At 45.7% G+C, this 18,638-nt stretch carries 24 protein-coding genes; 22 read left to right on the plus strand and 2 right to left on the minus strand.

What is annotated here, in order from left to right; all coding sequences use genetic code 11:
- Positions 1-101: 101 nt before the first annotated feature.
- From mlaD to hisD, 10 genes are all read left to right on the plus strand, one after another.
- Positions 102-584 carry an outer membrane lipid asymmetry maintenance protein MlaD gene (gene mlaD, locus CBI30_RS02390; protein WP_088526709.1) on the plus strand — a complete coding sequence of 161 codons (483 nt, stop codon included), beginning with the start codon at positions 102-104 and terminating at the stop codon, positions 582-584.
- Entirely contained in the window at positions 584-1,330 is a 747-nt protein-coding gene (locus CBI30_RS02395; RefSeq protein WP_088526710.1) for an MlaA family lipoprotein, read from the plus strand. The genes mlaD and CBI30_RS02395 overlap by 1 nt, the downstream gene beginning before the upstream one ends.
- A gap of 73 nt (positions 1,331-1,403) precedes the next feature.
- The gene (locus CBI30_RS02400; RefSeq protein WP_240553467.1) at positions 1,404-2,051 is read left to right on the plus strand and encodes an MlaC/ttg2D family ABC transporter substrate-binding protein; all 648 of its coding nucleotides are present in this window, start codon (positions 1,404-1,406) and stop codon (positions 2,049-2,051) included.
- A 36-nt stretch (positions 2,052-2,087) separates the two neighbouring features.
- Positions 2,088-2,348 (plus strand): STAS domain-containing protein, encoded by a 261-nt coding sequence (locus tag CBI30_RS02405; RefSeq protein WP_088526711.1) that lies wholly within the window; start codon positions 2,088-2,090, stop codon positions 2,346-2,348.
- A gap of 1 nt (position 2,349) precedes the next feature.
- Positions 2,350-3,102, plus strand: a complete 753-nt coding sequence (locus CBI30_RS02410; protein WP_088526712.1) for an ABC transporter ATP-binding protein — start codon at positions 2,350-2,352, stop codon at positions 3,100-3,102.
- Complete coding sequence (locus CBI30_RS02415; protein WP_088526713.1) at positions 3,099-3,887, plus strand: ABC transporter permease; 789 nt, start codon at positions 3,099-3,101, stop codon at positions 3,885-3,887. Before CBI30_RS02410 ends, CBI30_RS02415 begins: the two co-directional genes overlap by 4 nt.
- A gap of 66 nt (positions 3,888-3,953) precedes the next feature.
- Positions 3,954-4,202 carry a BolA family protein gene (locus tag CBI30_RS02420; RefSeq protein ID WP_088526714.1) on the plus strand — a complete coding sequence of 83 codons (249 nt, stop codon included), beginning with the start codon at positions 3,954-3,956 and terminating at the stop codon, positions 4,200-4,202.
- 33 nt (positions 4,203-4,235) lie between these two features.
- Positions 4,236-5,510: a UDP-N-acetylglucosamine 1-carboxyvinyltransferase gene (gene murA, locus CBI30_RS02425; RefSeq protein WP_088526715.1), complete on the plus strand. Its 1,275-nt coding sequence runs from the start codon at positions 4,236-4,238 to the stop codon at positions 5,508-5,510.
- 20 nt (positions 5,511-5,530) lie between these two features.
- Positions 5,531-6,157 (plus strand): ATP phosphoribosyltransferase, encoded by a 627-nt coding sequence (gene hisG / locus CBI30_RS02430; protein WP_088526716.1) that lies wholly within the window; start codon positions 5,531-5,533, stop codon positions 6,155-6,157.
- Positions 6,158-6,171: 14 nt separating this feature from the next.
- Positions 6,172-7,494 (plus strand): histidinol dehydrogenase, encoded by a 1,323-nt coding sequence (gene hisD, locus CBI30_RS02435; protein ID WP_088526717.1) that lies wholly within the window; start codon positions 6,172-6,174, stop codon positions 7,492-7,494.
- 25 nt (positions 7,495-7,519) lie between these two features.
- On the opposite strand, the gene hisC is transcribed toward hisD, so the two are convergent.
- On the minus strand, positions 7,520-8,593 hold the full coding sequence (hisC, locus tag CBI30_RS02440) for a histidinol-phosphate transaminase (protein WP_088526718.1): 1,074 nt from the start codon (positions 8,591-8,593) through the stop codon (positions 7,520-7,522).
- 126 nt (positions 8,594-8,719) lie between these two features.
- Here hisC and hisB point away from each other — a divergent pair, with 126 nt between their 5' ends.
- From hisB to tatC, 10 genes are all read left to right on the plus strand, one after another.
- On the plus strand, positions 8,720-9,307 hold the full coding sequence (gene hisB, locus CBI30_RS02445) for an imidazoleglycerol-phosphate dehydratase HisB (RefSeq protein WP_088526719.1): 588 nt from the start codon (positions 8,720-8,722) through the stop codon (positions 9,305-9,307).
- A 64-nt stretch (positions 9,308-9,371) separates the two neighbouring features.
- Positions 9,372-10,034 (plus strand): imidazole glycerol phosphate synthase subunit HisH, encoded by a 663-nt coding sequence (gene hisH / locus CBI30_RS02450; RefSeq protein ID WP_088526720.1) that lies wholly within the window; start codon positions 9,372-9,374, stop codon positions 10,032-10,034.
- A gap of 19 nt (positions 10,035-10,053) precedes the next feature.
- Positions 10,054-10,815 (plus strand): 1-(5-phosphoribosyl)-5-[(5-phosphoribosylamino)methylideneamino]imidazole-4-carboxamide isomerase, encoded by a 762-nt coding sequence (gene hisA, locus CBI30_RS02455; protein ID WP_088526721.1) that lies wholly within the window; start codon positions 10,054-10,056, stop codon positions 10,813-10,815.
- A gap of 11 nt (positions 10,816-10,826) precedes the next feature.
- The gene (hisF, locus tag CBI30_RS02460) at positions 10,827-11,585 is read left to right on the plus strand and encodes an imidazole glycerol phosphate synthase subunit HisF (RefSeq protein WP_088526722.1); all 759 of its coding nucleotides are present in this window, start codon (positions 10,827-10,829) and stop codon (positions 11,583-11,585) included.
- 32 nt (positions 11,586-11,617) lie between these two features.
- Positions 11,618-12,019 carry a phosphoribosyl-AMP cyclohydrolase gene (gene hisI / locus CBI30_RS02465; RefSeq protein ID WP_088526723.1) on the plus strand — a complete coding sequence of 134 codons (402 nt, stop codon included), beginning with the start codon at positions 11,618-11,620 and terminating at the stop codon, positions 12,017-12,019.
- 43 nt (positions 12,020-12,062) lie between these two features.
- The gene (locus CBI30_RS02470) at positions 12,063-12,464 is read left to right on the plus strand and encodes a phosphoribosyl-ATP diphosphatase (RefSeq protein WP_088526724.1); all 402 of its coding nucleotides are present in this window, start codon (positions 12,063-12,065) and stop codon (positions 12,462-12,464) included.
- A 3-nt stretch (positions 12,465-12,467) separates the two neighbouring features.
- Positions 12,468-12,824 carry a histidine triad nucleotide-binding protein gene (locus CBI30_RS02475; protein WP_088526725.1) on the plus strand — a complete coding sequence of 119 codons (357 nt, stop codon included), beginning with the start codon at positions 12,468-12,470 and terminating at the stop codon, positions 12,822-12,824.
- A 16-nt stretch (positions 12,825-12,840) separates the two neighbouring features.
- Complete coding sequence (gene tatA / locus CBI30_RS02480) at positions 12,841-13,074, plus strand: Sec-independent protein translocase subunit TatA (protein WP_088526726.1); 234 nt, start codon at positions 12,841-12,843, stop codon at positions 13,072-13,074.
- Between the two features lie 28 nt (positions 13,075-13,102).
- Positions 13,103-13,579, plus strand: a complete 477-nt coding sequence (tatB, locus tag CBI30_RS02485; protein WP_088526727.1) for a Sec-independent protein translocase protein TatB — start codon at positions 13,103-13,105, stop codon at positions 13,577-13,579.
- Positions 13,580-13,596: 17 nt separating this feature from the next.
- Entirely contained in the window at positions 13,597-14,397 is an 801-nt protein-coding gene (gene tatC / locus CBI30_RS02490; protein ID WP_088526728.1) for a twin-arginine translocase subunit TatC, read from the plus strand.
- Here the strand turns inward: tatC and CBI30_RS02495 are convergent.
- Positions 14,394-15,866: a tetratricopeptide repeat protein gene (locus tag CBI30_RS02495; protein ID WP_088526729.1), complete on the minus strand. Its 1,473-nt coding sequence runs from the start codon at positions 15,864-15,866 to the stop codon at positions 14,394-14,396. The genes tatC and CBI30_RS02495 overlap by 4 nt on opposite strands.
- Before the next feature lie 208 nt (positions 15,867-16,074).
- Between CBI30_RS02495 and CBI30_RS02500 the strand changes: the two genes are divergently transcribed.
- Both CBI30_RS02500 and CBI30_RS02505 read left to right on the plus strand, forming a co-directional pair.
- Positions 16,075-17,310, plus strand: a complete 1,236-nt coding sequence (locus CBI30_RS02500; protein WP_088526730.1) for a porin — start codon at positions 16,075-16,077, stop codon at positions 17,308-17,310.
- A 156-nt stretch (positions 17,311-17,466) separates the two neighbouring features.
- Positions 17,467-18,570: a tyrosine-type recombinase/integrase gene (locus tag CBI30_RS02505; RefSeq protein WP_088526731.1), complete on the plus strand. Its 1,104-nt coding sequence runs from the start codon at positions 17,467-17,469 to the stop codon at positions 18,568-18,570.
- Positions 18,571-18,638 lie beyond the last annotated feature (68 nt).

Raw genomic sequence — 18,638 nt, forward strand, 5'->3', positions numbered from 1 at the left:
TAATGCCGTAAAATCATATCTAATCTATCTGCCTCAATTTCACAAATAACTTTACTTTATAGAGTCTAAGTAACTAGTCAGACTGATAAACTCAAACACTTATGAGAAAAAATTCAATTGATGTTTGGGTCGGAATCTTCGTAGCCATTGGTTTATTGGCTGCTTTATTCCTGGCATTAAAGGTTGGCAATATGAATGCCGTTTCTTTTGCGCCTACTTATAAAATTTCCGCCCGTTTTGACAATATCGGCGGATTGAAACCACGTGCACCGGTTAAAAGTGCGGGTGTGGTGGTTGGGCGCATTGCCAATATTTCTTTTGACGATAAGACCTATCAGGCAACTGTCACTATGACCATTGAAGATACCTATAAGTTCCCTAAAGATTCTTCGGCAAAGATTTTGACTTCGGGTTTATTGGGTGAGCAATATATTGGTCTCGAAGCGGGTGGCTCAGACGACATGTTAGCCGCAGGCGACAAGATTACACAGACTCAGTCTGCAGTCATTCTAGAGAGCCTCATTAGCCAGTTTTTATACAACAAGGCTGCTGATAGTGGCAAAGACAAGGGCGCTGAAAAGTAATGCAGTGGCTAGTTAAGCTTAGACACTTTTTGCTGCTGGGTTTAGTGGCAACCATGGTGGGCTGCGCATCGATTCCTGCTGGGGTGGAACCTTCTCCAAATGATCCGTGGGAACCATTCAACCGCTCTGTTTTTGAATTTAATGAAGGTTTAGATGCATACGTGCTTAAGCCGGTAGTCACTGGCTACCGTTTTGTCTTGCCAGAATTTGTGCGGGACGGCATCTATAACTTTTTTAGCAACTACAGTGATATCTATACGGCCTTGCAGAATTTGTTACAAGGCAAGCCTGACTATGCCTTTAGCGACTTGATGCGGGTTGTAGTCAACACTACCTTTGGTTTGGGCGGTTTGATTGATATGGCCACACCAGGTGGCTTGCCTAAGCACAAGGAAGATTGGGGTCAAACCTTTGGCGTTTGGGGCCTTCCAGCTGGTCCTTATGTGGTTTTGCCATTCTTTGGACCAAGCAGTGTGCGCGATACCTTTGGTACCGTAGCTGATTTAGAGTCTGATTATCTATTTAGGCTGTTGCCAGATGTAGCTTTGCGAAACAGTCTTACTGGTCTTCGGGTCGTGAATTCCCGCAATACCTATTACGAGGCTGGCGACTTATTAGATGGTGCGGCACTCGATAAATACAGTTTTATGCGCGATGCCTACATTCAGAGGCGGGAATACCAAATCAATGAGGGTCGTGAAGACGAGGAGGTATTAATGCCTCCATATCAGAACCCCTACGAATAAAGGCGCGTAAGCCCGTTTAGATTTCCTTAAGGGGCTAAAATGAGCCTCAATGACCAGCAACGATCGAGCACACATGAAAAGCCATAAAACCATTCAGAAATACTTCGCGGTATTGTTATCAAGCTTATTTATAGCTGTTGGTGGAGTAAGTGCTCAAGTCGTAGATCAATCCACACCAGATGGTCTGATTAAGAATGTGGTCTCTGATGTGATGGCTTCCGTCAAGTCTGATCCCGAGATTCAGAAGGGCAATATTCCGCGCATCGTCGATTTAGTCGAGAAGAAGATTGTTCCCTACACTGATATGCGTCGCACTACTGAAATGGCGATGGGCCCTAATTGGAAAAAAGCGACTCCCGAGCAACAAGCGCAATTGGTGAGCGAGTTCAAGAATTTACTGATCCGCACTTACTCCGGCGCATTAAGTCAGCTTCGCGATCAAACCGTTCAATTTAAACCTTTGCGTGCAGCACCTGATGATAAAGAGGTGGTTGTAAAGACGGTAGTGATTGGCCGTGGCGATCCCGTGCCGCTCGACTATCGACTCGAGAAAACAGCTAACGGCTGGAGAGTCTACGACATGAACATCATGGGCGTTTGGCTGGTAGAGGCCTATCGCAATCAGTTTGCCAATCAAATTAGTCAAAACGGCGTTGAGGGTCTTGTGAAGTTCTTGCAGGATCGCAATAAGCAGCTTGCTGCTGCGAAGCCAACAAATTAAAGATCACATCAAGATCAAGTAAAGATAAATAACAAGATGCCATTTTTATTGCCTGTTTCAGTGACGCAAGACAATGTCGTGCAATTAGAAAAGGATGGCCTGTTAAACCTGGCCACCTTAAGAACGATCGATTGTGGAGGTCTGAAGGATTTTGACTCTACAGTATTAACCGTTTTGTTGGCATGGCAGAAAAAATTACAGGCTGATGGTCAGCAGATGACTGTTCTCAATGCGCCTGAAAAATTAACCGTATTGGCTGGCGTCTATGGTGTTTCTCAATTGTTAGGCATGTCATAGCATGCACGCTGCAATATCGATTAAAAATATATCAAAAAATTATGGGGTACTACAGGCTCTCGATGATGTTTCCTTGTCGATTGAGCAGGGCGAGTTTTTTGGTTTGCTGGGTCCCAATGGCGCAGGCAAGACAACCCTGATTTCTATTTTGGCGGGTTTAGCCACCGCAGATAGTGGGCATGCTGCAATCATGGGTGCCGATGTTCAAAGTCAATTTCGTGAGGCGCGCAGGATGTTGGGAGTGGTGCCACAGGAGTTAGTGTTCGACCCCTTCTTTACTGTTCGCGAAACCCTGCAATTTCAGTCGGGTTATTTTGGTATTCGAAATAACAATGCTTGGATCGATGAGATCATGGCCAATCTAGATCTTACCGGTAAAGCCGATAGCAATATGCGCTCCTTATCTGGCGGAATGAAGCGCCGAGTATTGGTGGCGCAGGCTTTGGTCCATAGACCGCCAGTCATTATTTTGGATGAACCTACTGCGGGTGTTGATGTGGAGTTGCGTCAATCGCTCTGGCAATTTATTAGCCGTCTTAATCAAGATGGTCATACGATTGTTTTGACAACGCATTACCTAGAAGAGGCTGAGGCACTCTGCCAACGCATCGCTATGCTCAAGCAAGGAAAGATCGTTGCCTTGGATACCACTGCTAATTTATTGAGTCAGTATGGCTCAGTCAAAAAAGATGGTGAAGGTAAGACGGATCTTGAAGATGTTTTTGTCAACATCATGTCGGGGAGTGCTCGATGAAGCCTATTCTCAATCAGCCCTTGATATCTTATGGCAGTGGCTTCCCAACCTTACTCCGTAAAGAAATTAAGCGCTTTTATAAGGTGGGGTTTCAGACGGTTGCTGCGCCAGTGCTTACCGCCGTCTTATATTTAATGATTTTTGGCCACGTGTTAGAGGGCAAAGAAGTCTATGGTCGTCTGAACTACACCGCCTTCTTGATCCCGGGCTTGGTAATGATGAGTATTTTGCAAAATGCTTTTGCCAATACCTCCTCCTCACTCATTCAATCTAAGGTAACCGGTAACTTGGTATTTGTCTTGCTGGCACCGTTTAGTCACTTAGAGCTCTACGCTGCGTATGTATTGGCTGCAGTGTTCCGCGGTGTAGTCGTAGGTGCGGGCGTACTGGCGATTACCGCATGGTTCGCTATGCCAGCATTTGAATATCCTTTGTGGATCATGGCATTTGCACTTTTAGGCGCCGCTATTCTGGGTAGCATGGGTTTAATTGCGGGCATCTGGGCTGATAAGTACGATCAATTGGCTGCCTTCCAAAACTTCATCATCATGCCGGCAACGATGTTATCGGGCGTGTTTTATTCCATTCACTCCTTGCCGGCTGCTTGGCAAGTCGTGTCGCATTTCAATCCGTTCTTCTACATGATTGATGGATTTCGTTACGGCTTTTTTGGTGTGTCAGATATTTCCCCTTGGAATAGTCTGGCAATTGTTGCGTGCTTCTTTGTCCTGGTTTCAGTAGTTGCTTTGGGTTTACTGCAAAAAGGCTATAAGTTAAGAAACTAGTTGACGATTTAGTCGCATCAAATTATTGAACAGAAATTATTAGTTATTAGGAATTAGGAGATCGTGATGTTGCCAACCACAGAACAAATTGAGGGCTATATCCAGCAAGGTATTGCTTGTACCCATATCAAGGTTGAGGGCGATGGCCAACATTTCTTTGCCACGATAGTGAGTCCAGAGTTTGAAGGCAAGCGCCTGATACAGCGCCATCAATTGGTCTATGGTGCAATGGGCGATCGTATGAAAGCGGAAGTGCACGCTCTATCAATTAAAGCCTTTACGCCTGAAGAGTTCGCGCAAAACGCCGCAACTTAAATTACTGCATTAGCTTTTTACTGGAATAGATTCATGGACAAATTACGAATGGTTGGCGGCACTCCGCTCAAGGGCGAAGTAGTCATTGCTGGTGCTAAGAATGCTGCATTGCCTATCCTCTGTGCTTGCTTACTGTGTGACGAACCGATTACCTTGCGTAATGTTCCTGATTTGCAAGATGTCAGAACCATGCTCAAACTTTTGCAAGAAATTGGTGTGACGGTATTTTTTCCAGACGTGAATAACCGCAATCATGTAGTGCTCAACGCTGCCAACATTAAGAGCTCTGAAGCAACCTATGAGATGGTGAAAACCATGCGCGCTTCTATTTTGGTACTAGGCCCCTTGCTCGCCAGAATGCATAGTGCGAAGGTCTCATTGCCCGGCGGCTGCGCAATCGGAGCACGTCCAGTGGACCAACATATCAAAGGCTTAAAAGCGATGGGGGCCACTATCAAGATTGAGAGTGGCTACATTCAGGCGGAAACTAAGTCTTCCACCGGTCGTTTGCAGGGCGCTTCGATTTTGACTGACATGATTACGGTGACTGGCACAGAAAACTTGATGATGGCTGCCACCCTAGCAACCGGCACGACTATTTTAGAAAATGCTGCCCGGGAGCCTGAGGTGGGTGACTTGGCTGAGCTGCTTGTCAAAATGGGTGCAAAGATCACCGGTATTGGCAGTGATCGCTTAGTCATTGAAGGTGTTCAAAAACTCCATAGCGCGGAGCACGCGGTGATTGCTGATCGCATTGAGGCGGGTACGTTCTTATGCGCAGTTGCGGCGACTGGTGGAGAGGTGCTGGTAAAGCACTGCCGCCCCGACACATTAGATGCGGTGATCGTCAAACTCAAAGAGGCTGGCTTGGAAATGGAAGTGGGTCCTGACTGGATCAAGGCTTCCATGAAGGGTCGCCCTAAAGCAGTTAACTTCCGTACTTCTGAATATCCCGCTTTTCCAACTGATATGCAGGCCCAGTTAATGGCTGTCAATGCCATTGCTGAGGGGAATGCCACAATTACTGAAACCATCTTTGAAAACCGCTTTATGCACGTTCAGGAGATGAATCGCTTGGGCGCCGATATTGCCATTGAGGGTAATACTGCTATTGCTCGGGGGGTGGAGAAGCTTTCCGGGGCAATTGTGATGGCGACGGATTTGCGTGCATCCGCTAGTTTGGTGATCGCAGGTTTGGCTGCTCAAGGCGAAACCCAGGTTGACCGGATTTATCACCTAGATCGGGGATATGACCGCATGGAGCAAAAGTTGACCCTTTTGGGGGCCAACATTCAGCGAGTGAAGTAAGCCTGATGGATAATTAGTCCATGAAGTTAACTTTAGCCCTTTCGAAGGGACGCATCTTCGAAGAAACCGCTGAGATCTTATCTAAGATCGGCATTCGTCCGCTGGAAGATCCTGAGAAGTCACGCAAACTGATTATTGAGACCTCTAATCCGGATGTGCGCTTGATTATTGTGCGTGCTTCGGATGTGCCTACTTATGTTCAGTTTGGCGGTGCAGATTTTGGAGTTGCCGGTTTGGACGTATTGATGGAAAACGGCACAGATGGTTTGTATGTCCCTTTCGATCTCAATATCGCTAAATGCCGTATGTCGGTTGCCGTGAAAGAGGGATTTGATTACGCTGCTGCCGTAAAGCAAGGCTCTCGTTTAAAAGTGGCAACTAAGTATGTCAATTGTGCACGCGAACACTTTGCGAATAAAGGCGTGCATATCGATACGATTCATTTGTATGGCTCAATGGAGTTGGCTCCATTAGTTGGTCTGGCTGATGCAATTGTAGATCTGGTATCTACGGGTAATACGTTGCGTGCCAATGGCTTGGTTGAAGTTGAGCCAATTGCGGATATCAGTGCGCGCTTAGTGGTCAATCAAGCTTCGTATAAGCGTAAGCGTACTCAGTTACAGCCTTTCTTTGAATTGCTAAAGTAACCAAGAAAACTCCCATGTCTGCAGAAGTCAAAGTCAAACGCCTTAATAGCAAAGATGCAGGTTTCAAAGAAACCCTGTTATCCAGCCTGTCATTACCGATGGCTGATGATGAGGCGATTGATGCGGTTGTGGTGAAAGTCTTGGCACAAGTCAAGACTAATGGTGATGCTGCAGTACTAGCTTTCACAAAGCAATTTGATCGATTAGATATTCCAAGTGTGGCTGAGCTAGAGATTTCTCGCGAAGAGTTAGAGGGCGCCTATCAAGGTTTATCGGTAGAACAAAAAAATGCCTTGGATATTGCTGCGCAAAGAGTGCGGGCGTATCACGAGAAACAAAAGATTGAAGCGGGTTGCCACTCTTGGGAGTATGAAGAGGCTGATGGCACACGCTTAGGTCAAAAAGTGACTGCATTAGATCGTGTGGGCATCTATGTACCTGGTGGTAAGGCGGCATACCCATCTTCCGTCTTGATGAATGCCATTCCTGCAAAGGTTGCTGGCGTACAAGAAGTCATTATGGTGGTGCCCACTCCTGATGGAGCACGTAATCCTTTGGTTCTAGCTGCAGCTTGGCTGTCCGGTGTTGACCGTGTCTTTACGATTGGTGGCGCACAAGCCGTTGGTGCTTTGGCTTATGGCACCAAAACTATTCCTTCGGTCGATAAGATTGTTGGCCCAGGTAATGCTTATGTCGCAGCTGCCAAGCGTAGAGTTTTTGGGACTGTTGGCATCGACATGATTGCCGGCCCATCAGAAATCTTGGTTCTGTGCGATGGCACTAGCAATCCCGATTGGATTGCGATGGACCTATTTTCTCAGGCGGAGCATGATGAGCTGGCGCAGTCAATCTTGCTTTGTCCAGACGAACAATTTATCGATCAGGTGCAAGAGAGTATTAATAAGCTATTACCTGAGATGCCTAGAAAAAAGGTGATTGAGGCATCGCTTGCCAATCGCGCTTTGTTGATTCAGGTAAAAGATATGGCTGAAGCTTGCGAGATTGCCAACGACATTGCTGCAGAGCATTTGGAAATTTGCGCTGCCGAGCCACGAAAGTGGGCTGAATTGATTCGTCATGCGGGCGCGATCTTTATGGGTAACTACACCAGCGAGTCCCTTGGTGATTATTGCGCTGGCCCAAATCACGTTTTACCAACAGCACGCACTGCGCGCTTCTCTTCACCGTTGGGTGTTTATGACTTTATCAAGCGCTCCAGCATGATCGAAGTCAGTGAAGCGGGAGCACAAACCTTAGGTGCCGTTGCAAGTACGCTCGCACACGGTGAGGGCTTGACGGCTCATGCTCGCGCTGCCGAGATGCGCCTGAAGAAGTAAACGCGGAAATAAACTCAATCTAAGTTTAGGCGCTAGCCAGAATTTCTTTTAGAGTCGCAATTAATGCATTGCTTTGCTCATCTGTACCGATAGTGATTCGCAGAAACTCTTCAATACGGGGTGACTTAAAGTGGCGCACGATAATGCCGCGATCCCGTAAGGCTTGATATAGACTCCCACCAGCATGATTTGGATGGCGTGTAAAAATAAAATTGGCTGTTGACGGCAAAGTGTCAAATCCCATTGAGGCCAGCTCTTTTACAAGACGCTCACGAGTTTGAATTACTTTTCCGGCAGTCCTTTCTAGATGCGCTTGATCTTCTATTGCGGCGATGGCCCCAGCTTGCGCTAAGCGGCCCAGGGGGTAGGAGTTAAAACTGTTCTTTACACGTTCTAGCCCCTCAATTAAAGCGGGGTGGCCCACGGCAAATCCAACTCGCAATCCTGCTAGGGCGCGTGATTTGGACAAGGTATGAACAACTAAGAGGTTTTCTGGGCAAGAAGGCCCACGTAAAAGTGGAATGCAAGACTCGGTTCCGTAATCCACATAGGCCTCATCAATCACCACTACCGAATTAGTATTTCTGCTTAACAGTGCCTCAATATCAGCTCGAGGAATAGCTCGCCCAGTTGGTGCATTGGGGTTGGGGAAGATCACTCCACCATTAGGGGTTGTGAAATCCTCAACCTGGACCTCAAAATGTGATCCAAGGGGAATAGTCTGATACTCAATGCCAAATAGCTTGCAATAGACCGGGTAGAAGCTATAAGTAATATCCGGGAATTGGACGGGTTTGGCTTGTTTTAGGAGGCCTAAAAACACGTGGGCTAGGACTTCATCAGAGCCATTGCCTAAAAACACCTGTTTTGGGTCTAAGTCATGTAAATCAGCAATGGCTTTTTTAAGGGCTGCTCCTTCAGGGTCTGGATAGAGCCTCAGATCGTCGGTTGTTTGCTGATTAATGGCTACTAGTGCTTTGGGCGATGGGCCGTACGGGCTTTCATTGGTGTTGAGCTTTACCAGCCGCTCCATTTGCGGTTGCTCCCCAGGAACATAAGGGGTGAGGGTCTGAACAACGGGGCTCCAAAAACGGCTCATGAGGGACTCTAGTCAAAAAACAGCAAAAGTGAATAAACGCTAGTAATAAAAATCGGCATTTATATCTGTATCAGGAATGATATTATGAGGCTTCAATCAACACTTCGCCTCGCGGCGCACTGAAGCATGCGGCAAGCCGACGTTACCCGAAACACTTCGGAAACCAAAATTCAAATTGCTATCAATTTAGATGGCACAGGTAAAGCTGAGTTAGCCTCAGGCGTACCTTTCCTAGATCATATGTTGGATCAAATTGCCCGTCACGGCATGATCGACCTGAAAGTGGTTGCAAAAGGTGACACCCATATTGATGATCACCACACTGTTGAGGATGTGGGCATTACTCTGGGACAAGCATTTGCTAAGGCAGTTGGGGACAAAGCGGGCATTACTCGCTATGGCCATTCTTATGTTCCTTTGGATGAAACCTTGTCCAGAGTGGTAGTCGATTTTTCAGGTCGCCCAGGCTTGGAGTTCAATGTCCCCTTTACACGTGCACGTGTAGGCGACTTTGACGTTGACCTCAGTATTGAGTTCTTCCGCGGTTTTGTGAACCACGCCGGGGTAACTTTGCACATCGACAACTTACGGGGCATTAATGCCCACCACCAGATTGAAACGGTATTTAAGGCTTTCGGACGTGCATTGCGCATGGCTTTAGAGCTTGATCCACGTGCATCTGGCGTTGTTCCTTCTACTAAGGGCAGCCTCTAATCTAGAAAATTTCTAGTTCTGAGTAGAAGACTGTCAAAGAACACTACAGAAAACAGGTTAAAAGTTGGCGCAAACAATTGCGATCGTTGATTACGGAATGGGTAACCTACGTTCCGTGTATCAAGCCTTTCATCATGTGGCGCCGGATGCCAATGTAGTGATTGCGCACACCCCAGAAGAAATCATCTCCGCTGAGCGGGTAGTGTTGCCAGGGCAAGGTGCTATGCCCGATTGTATGAAGCACCTAGAGGAGTCAGGCCTATTGGAGGCGCTGTTAGATGCGGCAAAAAATAAACCTCTTTTAGGCATTTGTGTTGGTGAGCAGATGTTGTTTGATCAAAGTGCTGAAGTGCGGGCAAATTCCAATTTAGCTTGGACTCCTTGCTTGGGATTGATTCCGGGTGAAGTGCGGCGTTTTGAGTTGGCTGGCAAACTGCAGCCAGATGGCTCTGCATACAAAGTACCGCATATGGGCTGGAATCAGGTTCGTCAGGATCGCCAGCATCCGCTTTGGGACGGTATTCCGGATTTGACTAGTTTTTATTTCGTTCACAGTTACTATGTTGCGCCGCAACGTAAAGAAGATGTTGCAGGCTCAACTGAGTATGGTGATTGGTTTACTTCTGCTGTTGCAAGGGATAATATTTTTGCAACACAATTTCATCCAGAAAAAAGTGCAGAATACGGATTAAAGCTCTACAAAAACTTTGTTTCTTGGCAACCTTAATATTTTCTAACCTACCGCTATGCTGCTAATTCCCGCGATTGACTTAAAAGATGGGCACTGTGTTCGACTCGAACAAGGTGACATGGATAAAGCCACTGTTTTTTCTGAAGATCCAGGGGCCATGGCAGCGCATTGGATTAGTAAGGGCGCGCGTCGCTTGCACCTAGTGGACTTGAATGGCGCATTTGCTGGCAAGCTAAAGAACGAGTCAGCGATTAAATCAATTCTTAAAGCGGTTGGCGATGAAATTCCCGTTCAACTAGGTGGCGGTATTCGCGATCTCGAGACCATTGAGCGTTTATTGGATGATGGTATTAGTACTGTCATTATTGGCACCGCTGCTGTGAAGAGACCTGGCTTTGTACAAGATGCTTGCACAGCTTTCCCTGGTCACATCATGGTGGGCTTAGATGCGCGCGATGGCAAAGTGGCAACGGATGGCTGGAGCAAAATTACCGGCCACGAAGTGATTGATCTTGCTAAGAAATTTGAAGGTTACGGTGTTGAAGCCATCATCTATACCGACATTGGTCGTGATGGCATGATGAAGGGCATTAATATGGATGCCACGATCAAATTAGCACAAGCTATTCGGATTCCGGTCATTGCAAGTGGCGGCCTATCAAATAATCACGATATTGAAGCGCTGTGCGAGGCCGAGGCCGAAGGCATTATGGGTGTGATTGCAGGGCGCTCGATTTATGCGGGTGACCTAGATTTAACTGCGGCACAAAAGTACGCTGACGAGCTAACGCTCAAGTTTGCTAAGAAAATTATCTAGAGTGCTCCTCAGTGTTAACTAAGCGAATTATTCCCTGCCTGGATGTCACAGCGGGACGCGTTGTTAAGGGTGTGAACTTTGTTGGTCTGCGGGATGCTGGCGATCCCGTTGAGATTGCAAAACGTTACGATACCCAAGGCGCTGATGAACTCACTTTTTTAGACATTACTGCCACCTCCGATGGTCGTGATCTGATATTGCACATCATTGAAGATGTCGCATCCCAGGTATTTATTCCTTTAACGGTTGGTGGTGGCGTACGCGCAGTAGTAGATGTACGTCGTTTGCTCAATGCCGGCGCTGACAAGGTGAGTATGAATTCATCAGCAGTAGCCAATCCAGATTTAGTTTCTGATGCTGCTGCGTATTACGGCTCCCAATGTATTGTGGTCGCGATAGATGCTAAAAAGACTGAAGCGGGCAACTGGGAAGTATTTACGCATGGTGGCAGAACTGCCACAGGCATGGATGTAGTTGTATGGGCAACGGAAGTTGCCAAGCGCGGTGCCGGTGAAATTTTGCTCACCAGCATGAATCGAGACGGTAGTAAAGATGGATTTGATCTGGAGTTAACTGCTGCCGTGAGTGATGCTGTGAGTGTTCCAGTGATTGCCTCTGGTGGTGTCGGCAATTTACAGCACTTGGTAGATGGCATTACCAAAGGCCATGCCGACGCAGTACTTGCAGCAAGCATCTTCCATTACGGTGAATACACTGTTGGCCAGGCAAAAGAATACATGGCGAGCCAAGGAATTCCGGTTCGGATTTAAAGCGCAATAAAACACATTCAAAGAAGACATCCATGAGCGCATTCACCCCAATTGAATCTTTAGAGGCTGGTCCATGGCTGGATAACGTTACTTGGAATGAGCAAGGCTTAGTTCCGGTGATTGCCCAAGAGGTCGGTAGTAAAGATATTCTGATGATGGCCTGGATGAATCGGGATGCCCTATTGGCTACATTGCGTTTGGGTGAGGCGGTGTATTGGACTCGCTCAAGACAAAAGCTCTGGCATAAGGGCGAAGAGTCTGGCCACACCCAAAAAGTTAAAGAAATTCGTCTCGATTGCGATGGCGATACGATTGTTCTATTGGTAGAGCAAAAAGACGGTATTGCTTGTCACACTGGGGAGCACAGTTGTTTCTTCCAGGCCTGGGATTCCGCTAAATCGGCCTGGGTGGATGAGTCTAAGGGTCCTAAATAAGCCTTCTTAGTCTTCTTGGCAATAAAAGACATAAAATCGCTTTATGACTAGTTCAGCGCAAAACCCCTCAAATTTAGACTCTGCTTTAGCCCATCTGGCTGATGTAGTGGATCAGCGACGAGATGCATTTAAGGCTGGGCAGGCGGATCCGAAGACCTCCTACACCGCTCTGCTTTTTTCTAAGGGCGATGACGGGATCTTAAAAAAGATTGGTGAAGAAGCTACTGAGGCTGTAATGGCTGCTAAAGATGCTCGCAACGCTAATTTGGCCCCAGAACAACAAAAGCTCTTAGTGGGTGAGATGGCTGATCTTTGGTTTCACTGCCTGATTGCTTTATCCCAGTTTGGCTTACGCCCAGAAGACGTGATTACCGAGTTGGAGCACCGTCTAGGCACCTCAGGCATCGAAGAAAAAGCTGCTCGAAAAGCTGCCAGCAGGGAGTAATTGATGTCTCATGATCAAAATTGCCTGTTTTGCAAGATTTCTCAAGGAGTGATCCCATCCCAAAAGGTATACGAGGATGAAGAAATCTATGCCTTTAAAGATATCAACCCAGCTGCGCCTATCCATTTTCTAATGATTCCCAAGAAGCATATCCCCATGTTGGAGTCGGCGGAAGTGTTGGATGCGCCATTGCTAGGTAGAATGATGGAATTAGCACCGCGTCTTGCCAAGGAGCAGGGCTGCCGTCCTGGAAAAGATGGCGGCTTTAGAGTGGTAGTGAACAATGGTGCGGATGGTGGGCAAGAGGTCTATCACTTGCATCTGCATGTGATGGGCGGTCCACGCCCCTGGAAAAAATAGTTCGAGGAGATTAAAAATGGGTTCATTTAGCATTTGGCACTGGTTGATTGTTTTGGTGATCGTGATGTTGGTATTCGGTACCAAAAAATTGCGCAATATCGGTACCGACTTAGGCGGTGCTGTTAAGGGCTTCAAAGATGGCATGAAAGCGCCTGAAGGTGCCGAAGAGCCAAAAGAGCAGATTCAGCAAAACTCCACAGCTACTGCAGAAAAAACAGTTGATGTGCAGGCTAAAGACATCAATAAGTAATTGTTGATTGAATTAATGCGCGTCTTCAATGATTGATCTCGGAGTTTCGAAACTCGCACTTATTGCAGTAGTTGCATTGGTGGTGGTTGGCCCCGAACGCCTTCCAAAGATTGCCCGTATGGCGGGTAATTTATTTAGCCGTGCACAACGCTATATGGCGGAAGTGAAGTCTGAAGTGAGTCGCCAGATGGACATTGAAGAATTTAAGAAGCTTCGCGAAGAAAGCGCCTTAGTTCTAAAGGATGTTGAAAGCAGTCTGAAATCGACCGTTCAAGAGGCTAGTGCTAATCTGAGCGACCAGGCCGATATCTTTGAAAATAATTTCACAAGAGCTCCGCTGGACGAAAAAGAAGTATTTCAAAAGTCCATGCGTCAAGGGCGCAAGAGCTGGGGTGTGAGGCGTGCAGCTAGGCCGGTTTGGTTTAAACGTTCTACTGGTATGCGCACAAGAGTTCAGTCCGGCGCTGCTCGTATGAAGCGCTTTCATCACAGTGCCAATAAGTAACTCAAAATACTATTTAGATGACGCAAAATAATCCAACAGAAGATTCAGGCCTGCAGGAATCTTTTCTTTCTCATTTATATGAGTTGCGCGATCGCATCATTAAATCGGCCTTAGCCATCATTGTGGTGTTTCTCTGCCTTGTGTACTGGGCGCCCGATATTTTTCATTTGTTTGCACAACCGCTACTTCAGGCATTGCCTGTTGGTGGAAAAATGATTGTGACGGATGTCACAGGCTCTTTCTTTGTACCCATGAAGGTCACGATGTTGGTTGCATTCTTAATTGCTTTGCCGGTAGTGATGTATCAGTTATGGGCTTTTATTGCCCCTGGTTTATATCAACATGAGCGCAAATTAATAGTGCCTTTAGTGGTGAGCAGCTACAGCTTGTTTATTTTTGGCATGGCTTTTGCCTATTTCTTGGTATTTCCGACGGTATTTGGTTTTATGGCAAGTTACAACGCACCCTTGGGCGCGGAGATGTCGACGGATATTGATAACTATCTTAGCTTTGCTATGACGACATTCTTAGCCTTCGGCATTACATTTGAGGTGCCGGTTGTTGTTGTGGTTCTGGTGCGTATGGGCTTGGTTCCCCTAGCTAAGCTTAAAGAGATTCGTCCGTATGTGATTGTTGGTGCATTTGTGATCTCTGCTGTTGTTACTCCGCCCGACGTTCTATCTCAATTACTTCTCGCAGTTCCAATGAGCCTGCTTTATGAATTGGGTCTGCTGATTGCGCGCTTCTACGTGCCAAAACCATCGGATGATGAGTCTGATGGTGCCAAAGACGCTGACTCTAAAGGTGTAGATCCTTAAGCTACAGCTTGATCTTGTGGGAAGGTAGTCTTAAACCATTCTGTGACTCGGTCAAATCGATAACGTCTTTGCCGTAGATTTCCTTCTAAATCAGATTCACTCCCTGCAAAGACCTTGCCTGCAGCAAGTAAAGAGCGGCGCTGTTGAGTAGTATCAATCTGAATCAGTCTTGGCAAAATTTTCGGCAACTCATGCCGAATATCCACAACAACACAATGCTCATGTTGCAACTGACCGACATCGCATAAAAGTAATTCGGCTTTACTCAAGTTAAATTGGTTGGCGATGACGAGTCGGTGACACAATAAAATCCATTCTTCATCCAATTGATGCTCTGCATGATGGTTTAAGGCCTTTTCCGCAAAAATGGCTAAGTCATGCCAATCATTCGTTTTGGGATTAGAAACATTTTCTAAAATTTTCCCAAGCAGTTCTTTTGCTTCTGCAACTCCTTGTTGATGTGCTTGCCAAATCCAATAGGAGGCCTGTAGTCCGCGAACCTTCTCTTCAACTTTCTCGCGCTTGCGCCATAAGTTAGCGCCTCGCCTGTATTGAGCTTGTGCGTGACCCAAGTCAGCTGCGCGATCAAAGCAGCGGTCGCTTTCAGCAGCGTTGTAACCCGAGAACTGTGGTCGACGATAGATCTCCCCTAATGCAAACCAAGCATCGCGATCTCCATCTTTAGCCGCTAATTCTATCCAGTAAGCAGCCTTCTTAAGCGAGGCATTGGATTTACCGATAGGCGTACCCACATTTTGCCCAGTCGACTCATTTTCATTAAATTGCGCTAGCCGTAAACCAAGTGTGAGTTTGGCAATCGTTAGACCGAGTTCCGCAGCTTGTATAAGTGCTGCTTCATTCTTTTCAGAGATCCAAGCATTCCAAAGAGAAGAGAGCGCTTCATCTTTAGGCTGTAACTTGATTAGCAATTCTTTTGCAGGGTTCGTGAATGGTGTTTCCGAGTTGGCTAGCTTGACTAGAAATTCTTTGGCAGTCTTTTGAAGTAATGTGAAGTCGGTATTCCTCTCACGCTTTAAAAGCCAATTAGTTAATTCGATATGCAAATCTTTATTGTTAGGGTCTAGCAAAAGTTCTGCGAGTTGCCATTGCGCAGCAGGGCTTGAGTCAATATTTGCTTTGGCTAGCCTCCAAAATGAATCCCAGCCAAAAGCAAATGCCGGTGAATTAAAGGTTCCCGCTAAAGGAACCTTTGAGATTTGCTTCAGAATCGACAGAATCTCTGGAGGGGAGCCACTCAAACCAGAAATCTCAACATTACCTGAGGTGAATTCGCTAACCACTTGATTTTGAATAGATAAATAGGATTTTTCTAGCCAAATCAATGCATTAGCAGGTTGAATTGGGGTTTTAAATGCCCCGGTCAAATAGGCTAACGCCAAATTTTGTTGTGCGCATACATCACCCAGTCGGGCAGATTGCAGGATTTTTAAGAATTGACGGCTTGCCATGTGACAATTTTGGCATTCAGAGCCTTAAAAAGACAGAAATCAAAGCCCTTGTTGCCGTGATACAACGAAGAAAGCCAAAAAACTGCCTTTTGACAAGCAAAAACAGCTCCTAATTACCCTTACCCTCAGTCTTGCGGGGCAAAACAAGCAAAATTCATGAGTCCCAGTTTTATTCGGGCATTACTTTCAATTTATGGAGATTTAAAGAATGAAAAAATCGCTATTAGCAGTTGCAGCAATCGGCGCATTTGCGTCAGCAGCTCAAGCTCAGTCATCAGTGACTGTCTACGGTATCTTGGACGTTGGTTTCCAAGGCGTAACTACGCGCGGCCCTTTGTCATCGTCCAATGCGTCTGAAACAAAAGTAAACACCACACGTTTTTCTGGTGAAGGCTCTGAGACAACTTCACGTTTAGGTTTCCGTGGTACTGAAGATTTGGGCGGCGGTATGTCTGCTTTCTTCACAGCTGAATTTCAATTGGCACCAACTGACGTAACCTTATCAGGTCAGGGCGGCAACGGTTTGGCTAACCGCCAAACATTTGTTGGTTTGAAGAAAAATGGTATTGGTCAAGCCGCAATCGGTACACAGTACTCTCCTGTACATTTGGCAGTTGGTCGTACAGATCCAGGCATGCAGAACAACATGGTTGGTAACGTAATCTATACAACCAATGCATCACAAGGTTCTGGTCAGACTGCAACTTCTTACACAGTTCGTTATAACAATGCTTTGACATTGCAGACAGAGCGCATGGCTGGTTTCCAGTTGTATGCCCTTTATAACAATAACAACAGCAGCTCAAACAATACTCCAGCCAGCATTGGTACATCTACAGCTTCTTCTGCAACTGGTTATGGTGAGTCAAACAACACAGCAGGTGCTGTAGGCATTAACTATGTATGGAACAAGTTGAATGTTGATTTGGCACTCAATTCATCAAAGAACACTTCATACGCGGCTGGAGCACAAACAGCTGCAGCAATGCCTGCATCAGCTGTAGCGAACACTGTTAACGCTCCTGCTAATGCTCTTGGTACATCTGTTGGTATGACACAGTCTTATGCTGGTGCAACATATGACTTTGGTATCCTGAAGGCGTATGCTCAATATGTTAACTCTAAGGTAACTTCAAACCTTAACTCAAATGCTTATTTACAGCGCTCTGCTCAGCAGATTGGTGTACGTAGCTTTATCACGCCTACTATCGAGGCTTGGGGTTCAGTTGGTAATGGTCGTTACGGTGCAGGTGCTTTAAATGCATTGTCAGCAACTACAAACGCAACAGCAAACTTCACTGGCTATCAAGTTGGTTCTAACTACTGGTTGAGCAAGCGTACAAATTTGTACGCAATTTATGGTTCAACTCAAGTATCTAGCACTTCACTCAATGCGTCTGAAGGTGCTTCAAGCTACGGTGTTGGCGTACGTCACACTTTCTAATTTAACGCTAGCGTAAGCTAGTTGAAGATTAGTTTTGCATTAAATTAACCCACTGTGGCAACACAGTGGGTTTTTTCTTTTCTAAAGTTTGATTGTCCTATTACAACATTTTTGCTATACACATTAATTCTTTTAATGCTGAATTAAGGAAATTTAATGTCCGTTATTTTTTATGCTCGTGAAGCTGCAAACGATAGCTTCATCGTCAATCTCGAAAATCAGTCTGAACTTAAATTAGAGATCAATGTTAAAGAAGGGGGAGTAAATTTTTCCCAGGTTGTAGCCATTGCAACTGAAAAGGAGGAACAAAAGCAGAGATGTGGAGAAATAACCAAGCAAACTTTGAGTATGTTTCATAGCAGGGTGAATTCAAATATCTCAGAATACTTTGGGCTACTAAAGACTTCAGACATTACATCTAAGGTGATACTTGGATTTATTGAATTTTTAAGCGATAGATCAATTAAGGCAGTAACAATTAATCAATATTTGGGACTTTTAAAGCGGCTGTTAACAATTGCGGTATTGGAGGGCTGGATAAAGGGTTTGCCTGTATTTCCGAAAGTTAGAAGTAAAAGCATCCCAAGAGCTAGTCTTTCTGTTGATGAGTACTTAGAAGTTTTACGTTGCGCTAAAAATATGTCTCGCCCCAATATATCGACACAAGATTCACATAGGAATATTGTGAATGGCTTCTACGTAAAGGATGCTCCAATACCCAAAGAAATGGTCTGGTTAATTGGCTTCATGACCAATACATTCCTCCGTCCCGTAGATATGAAATTACTACAGCATAAGCATATAAAGATTGTAGAAGCCAAAAATCGCTACCTTAAAATCAGTCTTCCTGAAACAAAGCGCCATACAGGTCAGGTGATATCTTTAAGGGCTGCTGTAAGAATATATAGAGAGCTGAGAGAAAATAACTGTAAGCGTGGTTTTGGTAATCCTAATGATTATGTCTTCTTACCTCAGATTAAAAATCGTGAAGTTGCAATCCAAGCGATTTCACACCTATTTAGAAGGATCTTACTCAAAGCTAACTTGGAATCTAGTAGCGATGGGCAAAAAAGAACGCTTTACTCTCTTAGGCATACTGCAATTACATTCAGGCTAATATATGGACATGGTATTGATCTGTTAACGTTGGCTCGAAATGCCAGAACTTCTGTAGAGATGATTGAAAAGTTTTATTCATCTAACCTCAAGGCAGAAATGAATGTTGATATGCTGCAAAGCAAGAGAACAAGGTTTGGTTAGATTTTTTACTCGTCGTGTGCAACACGACACCACAACCCCTAAATATCCACCTCAAAAACCGTTTATAC

It is taken from the genome of Polynucleobacter aenigmaticus, assembly GCF_002206635.1.
Classification (GTDB): domain Bacteria; phylum Pseudomonadota; class Gammaproteobacteria; order Burkholderiales; family Burkholderiaceae; genus Polynucleobacter; species Polynucleobacter aenigmaticus.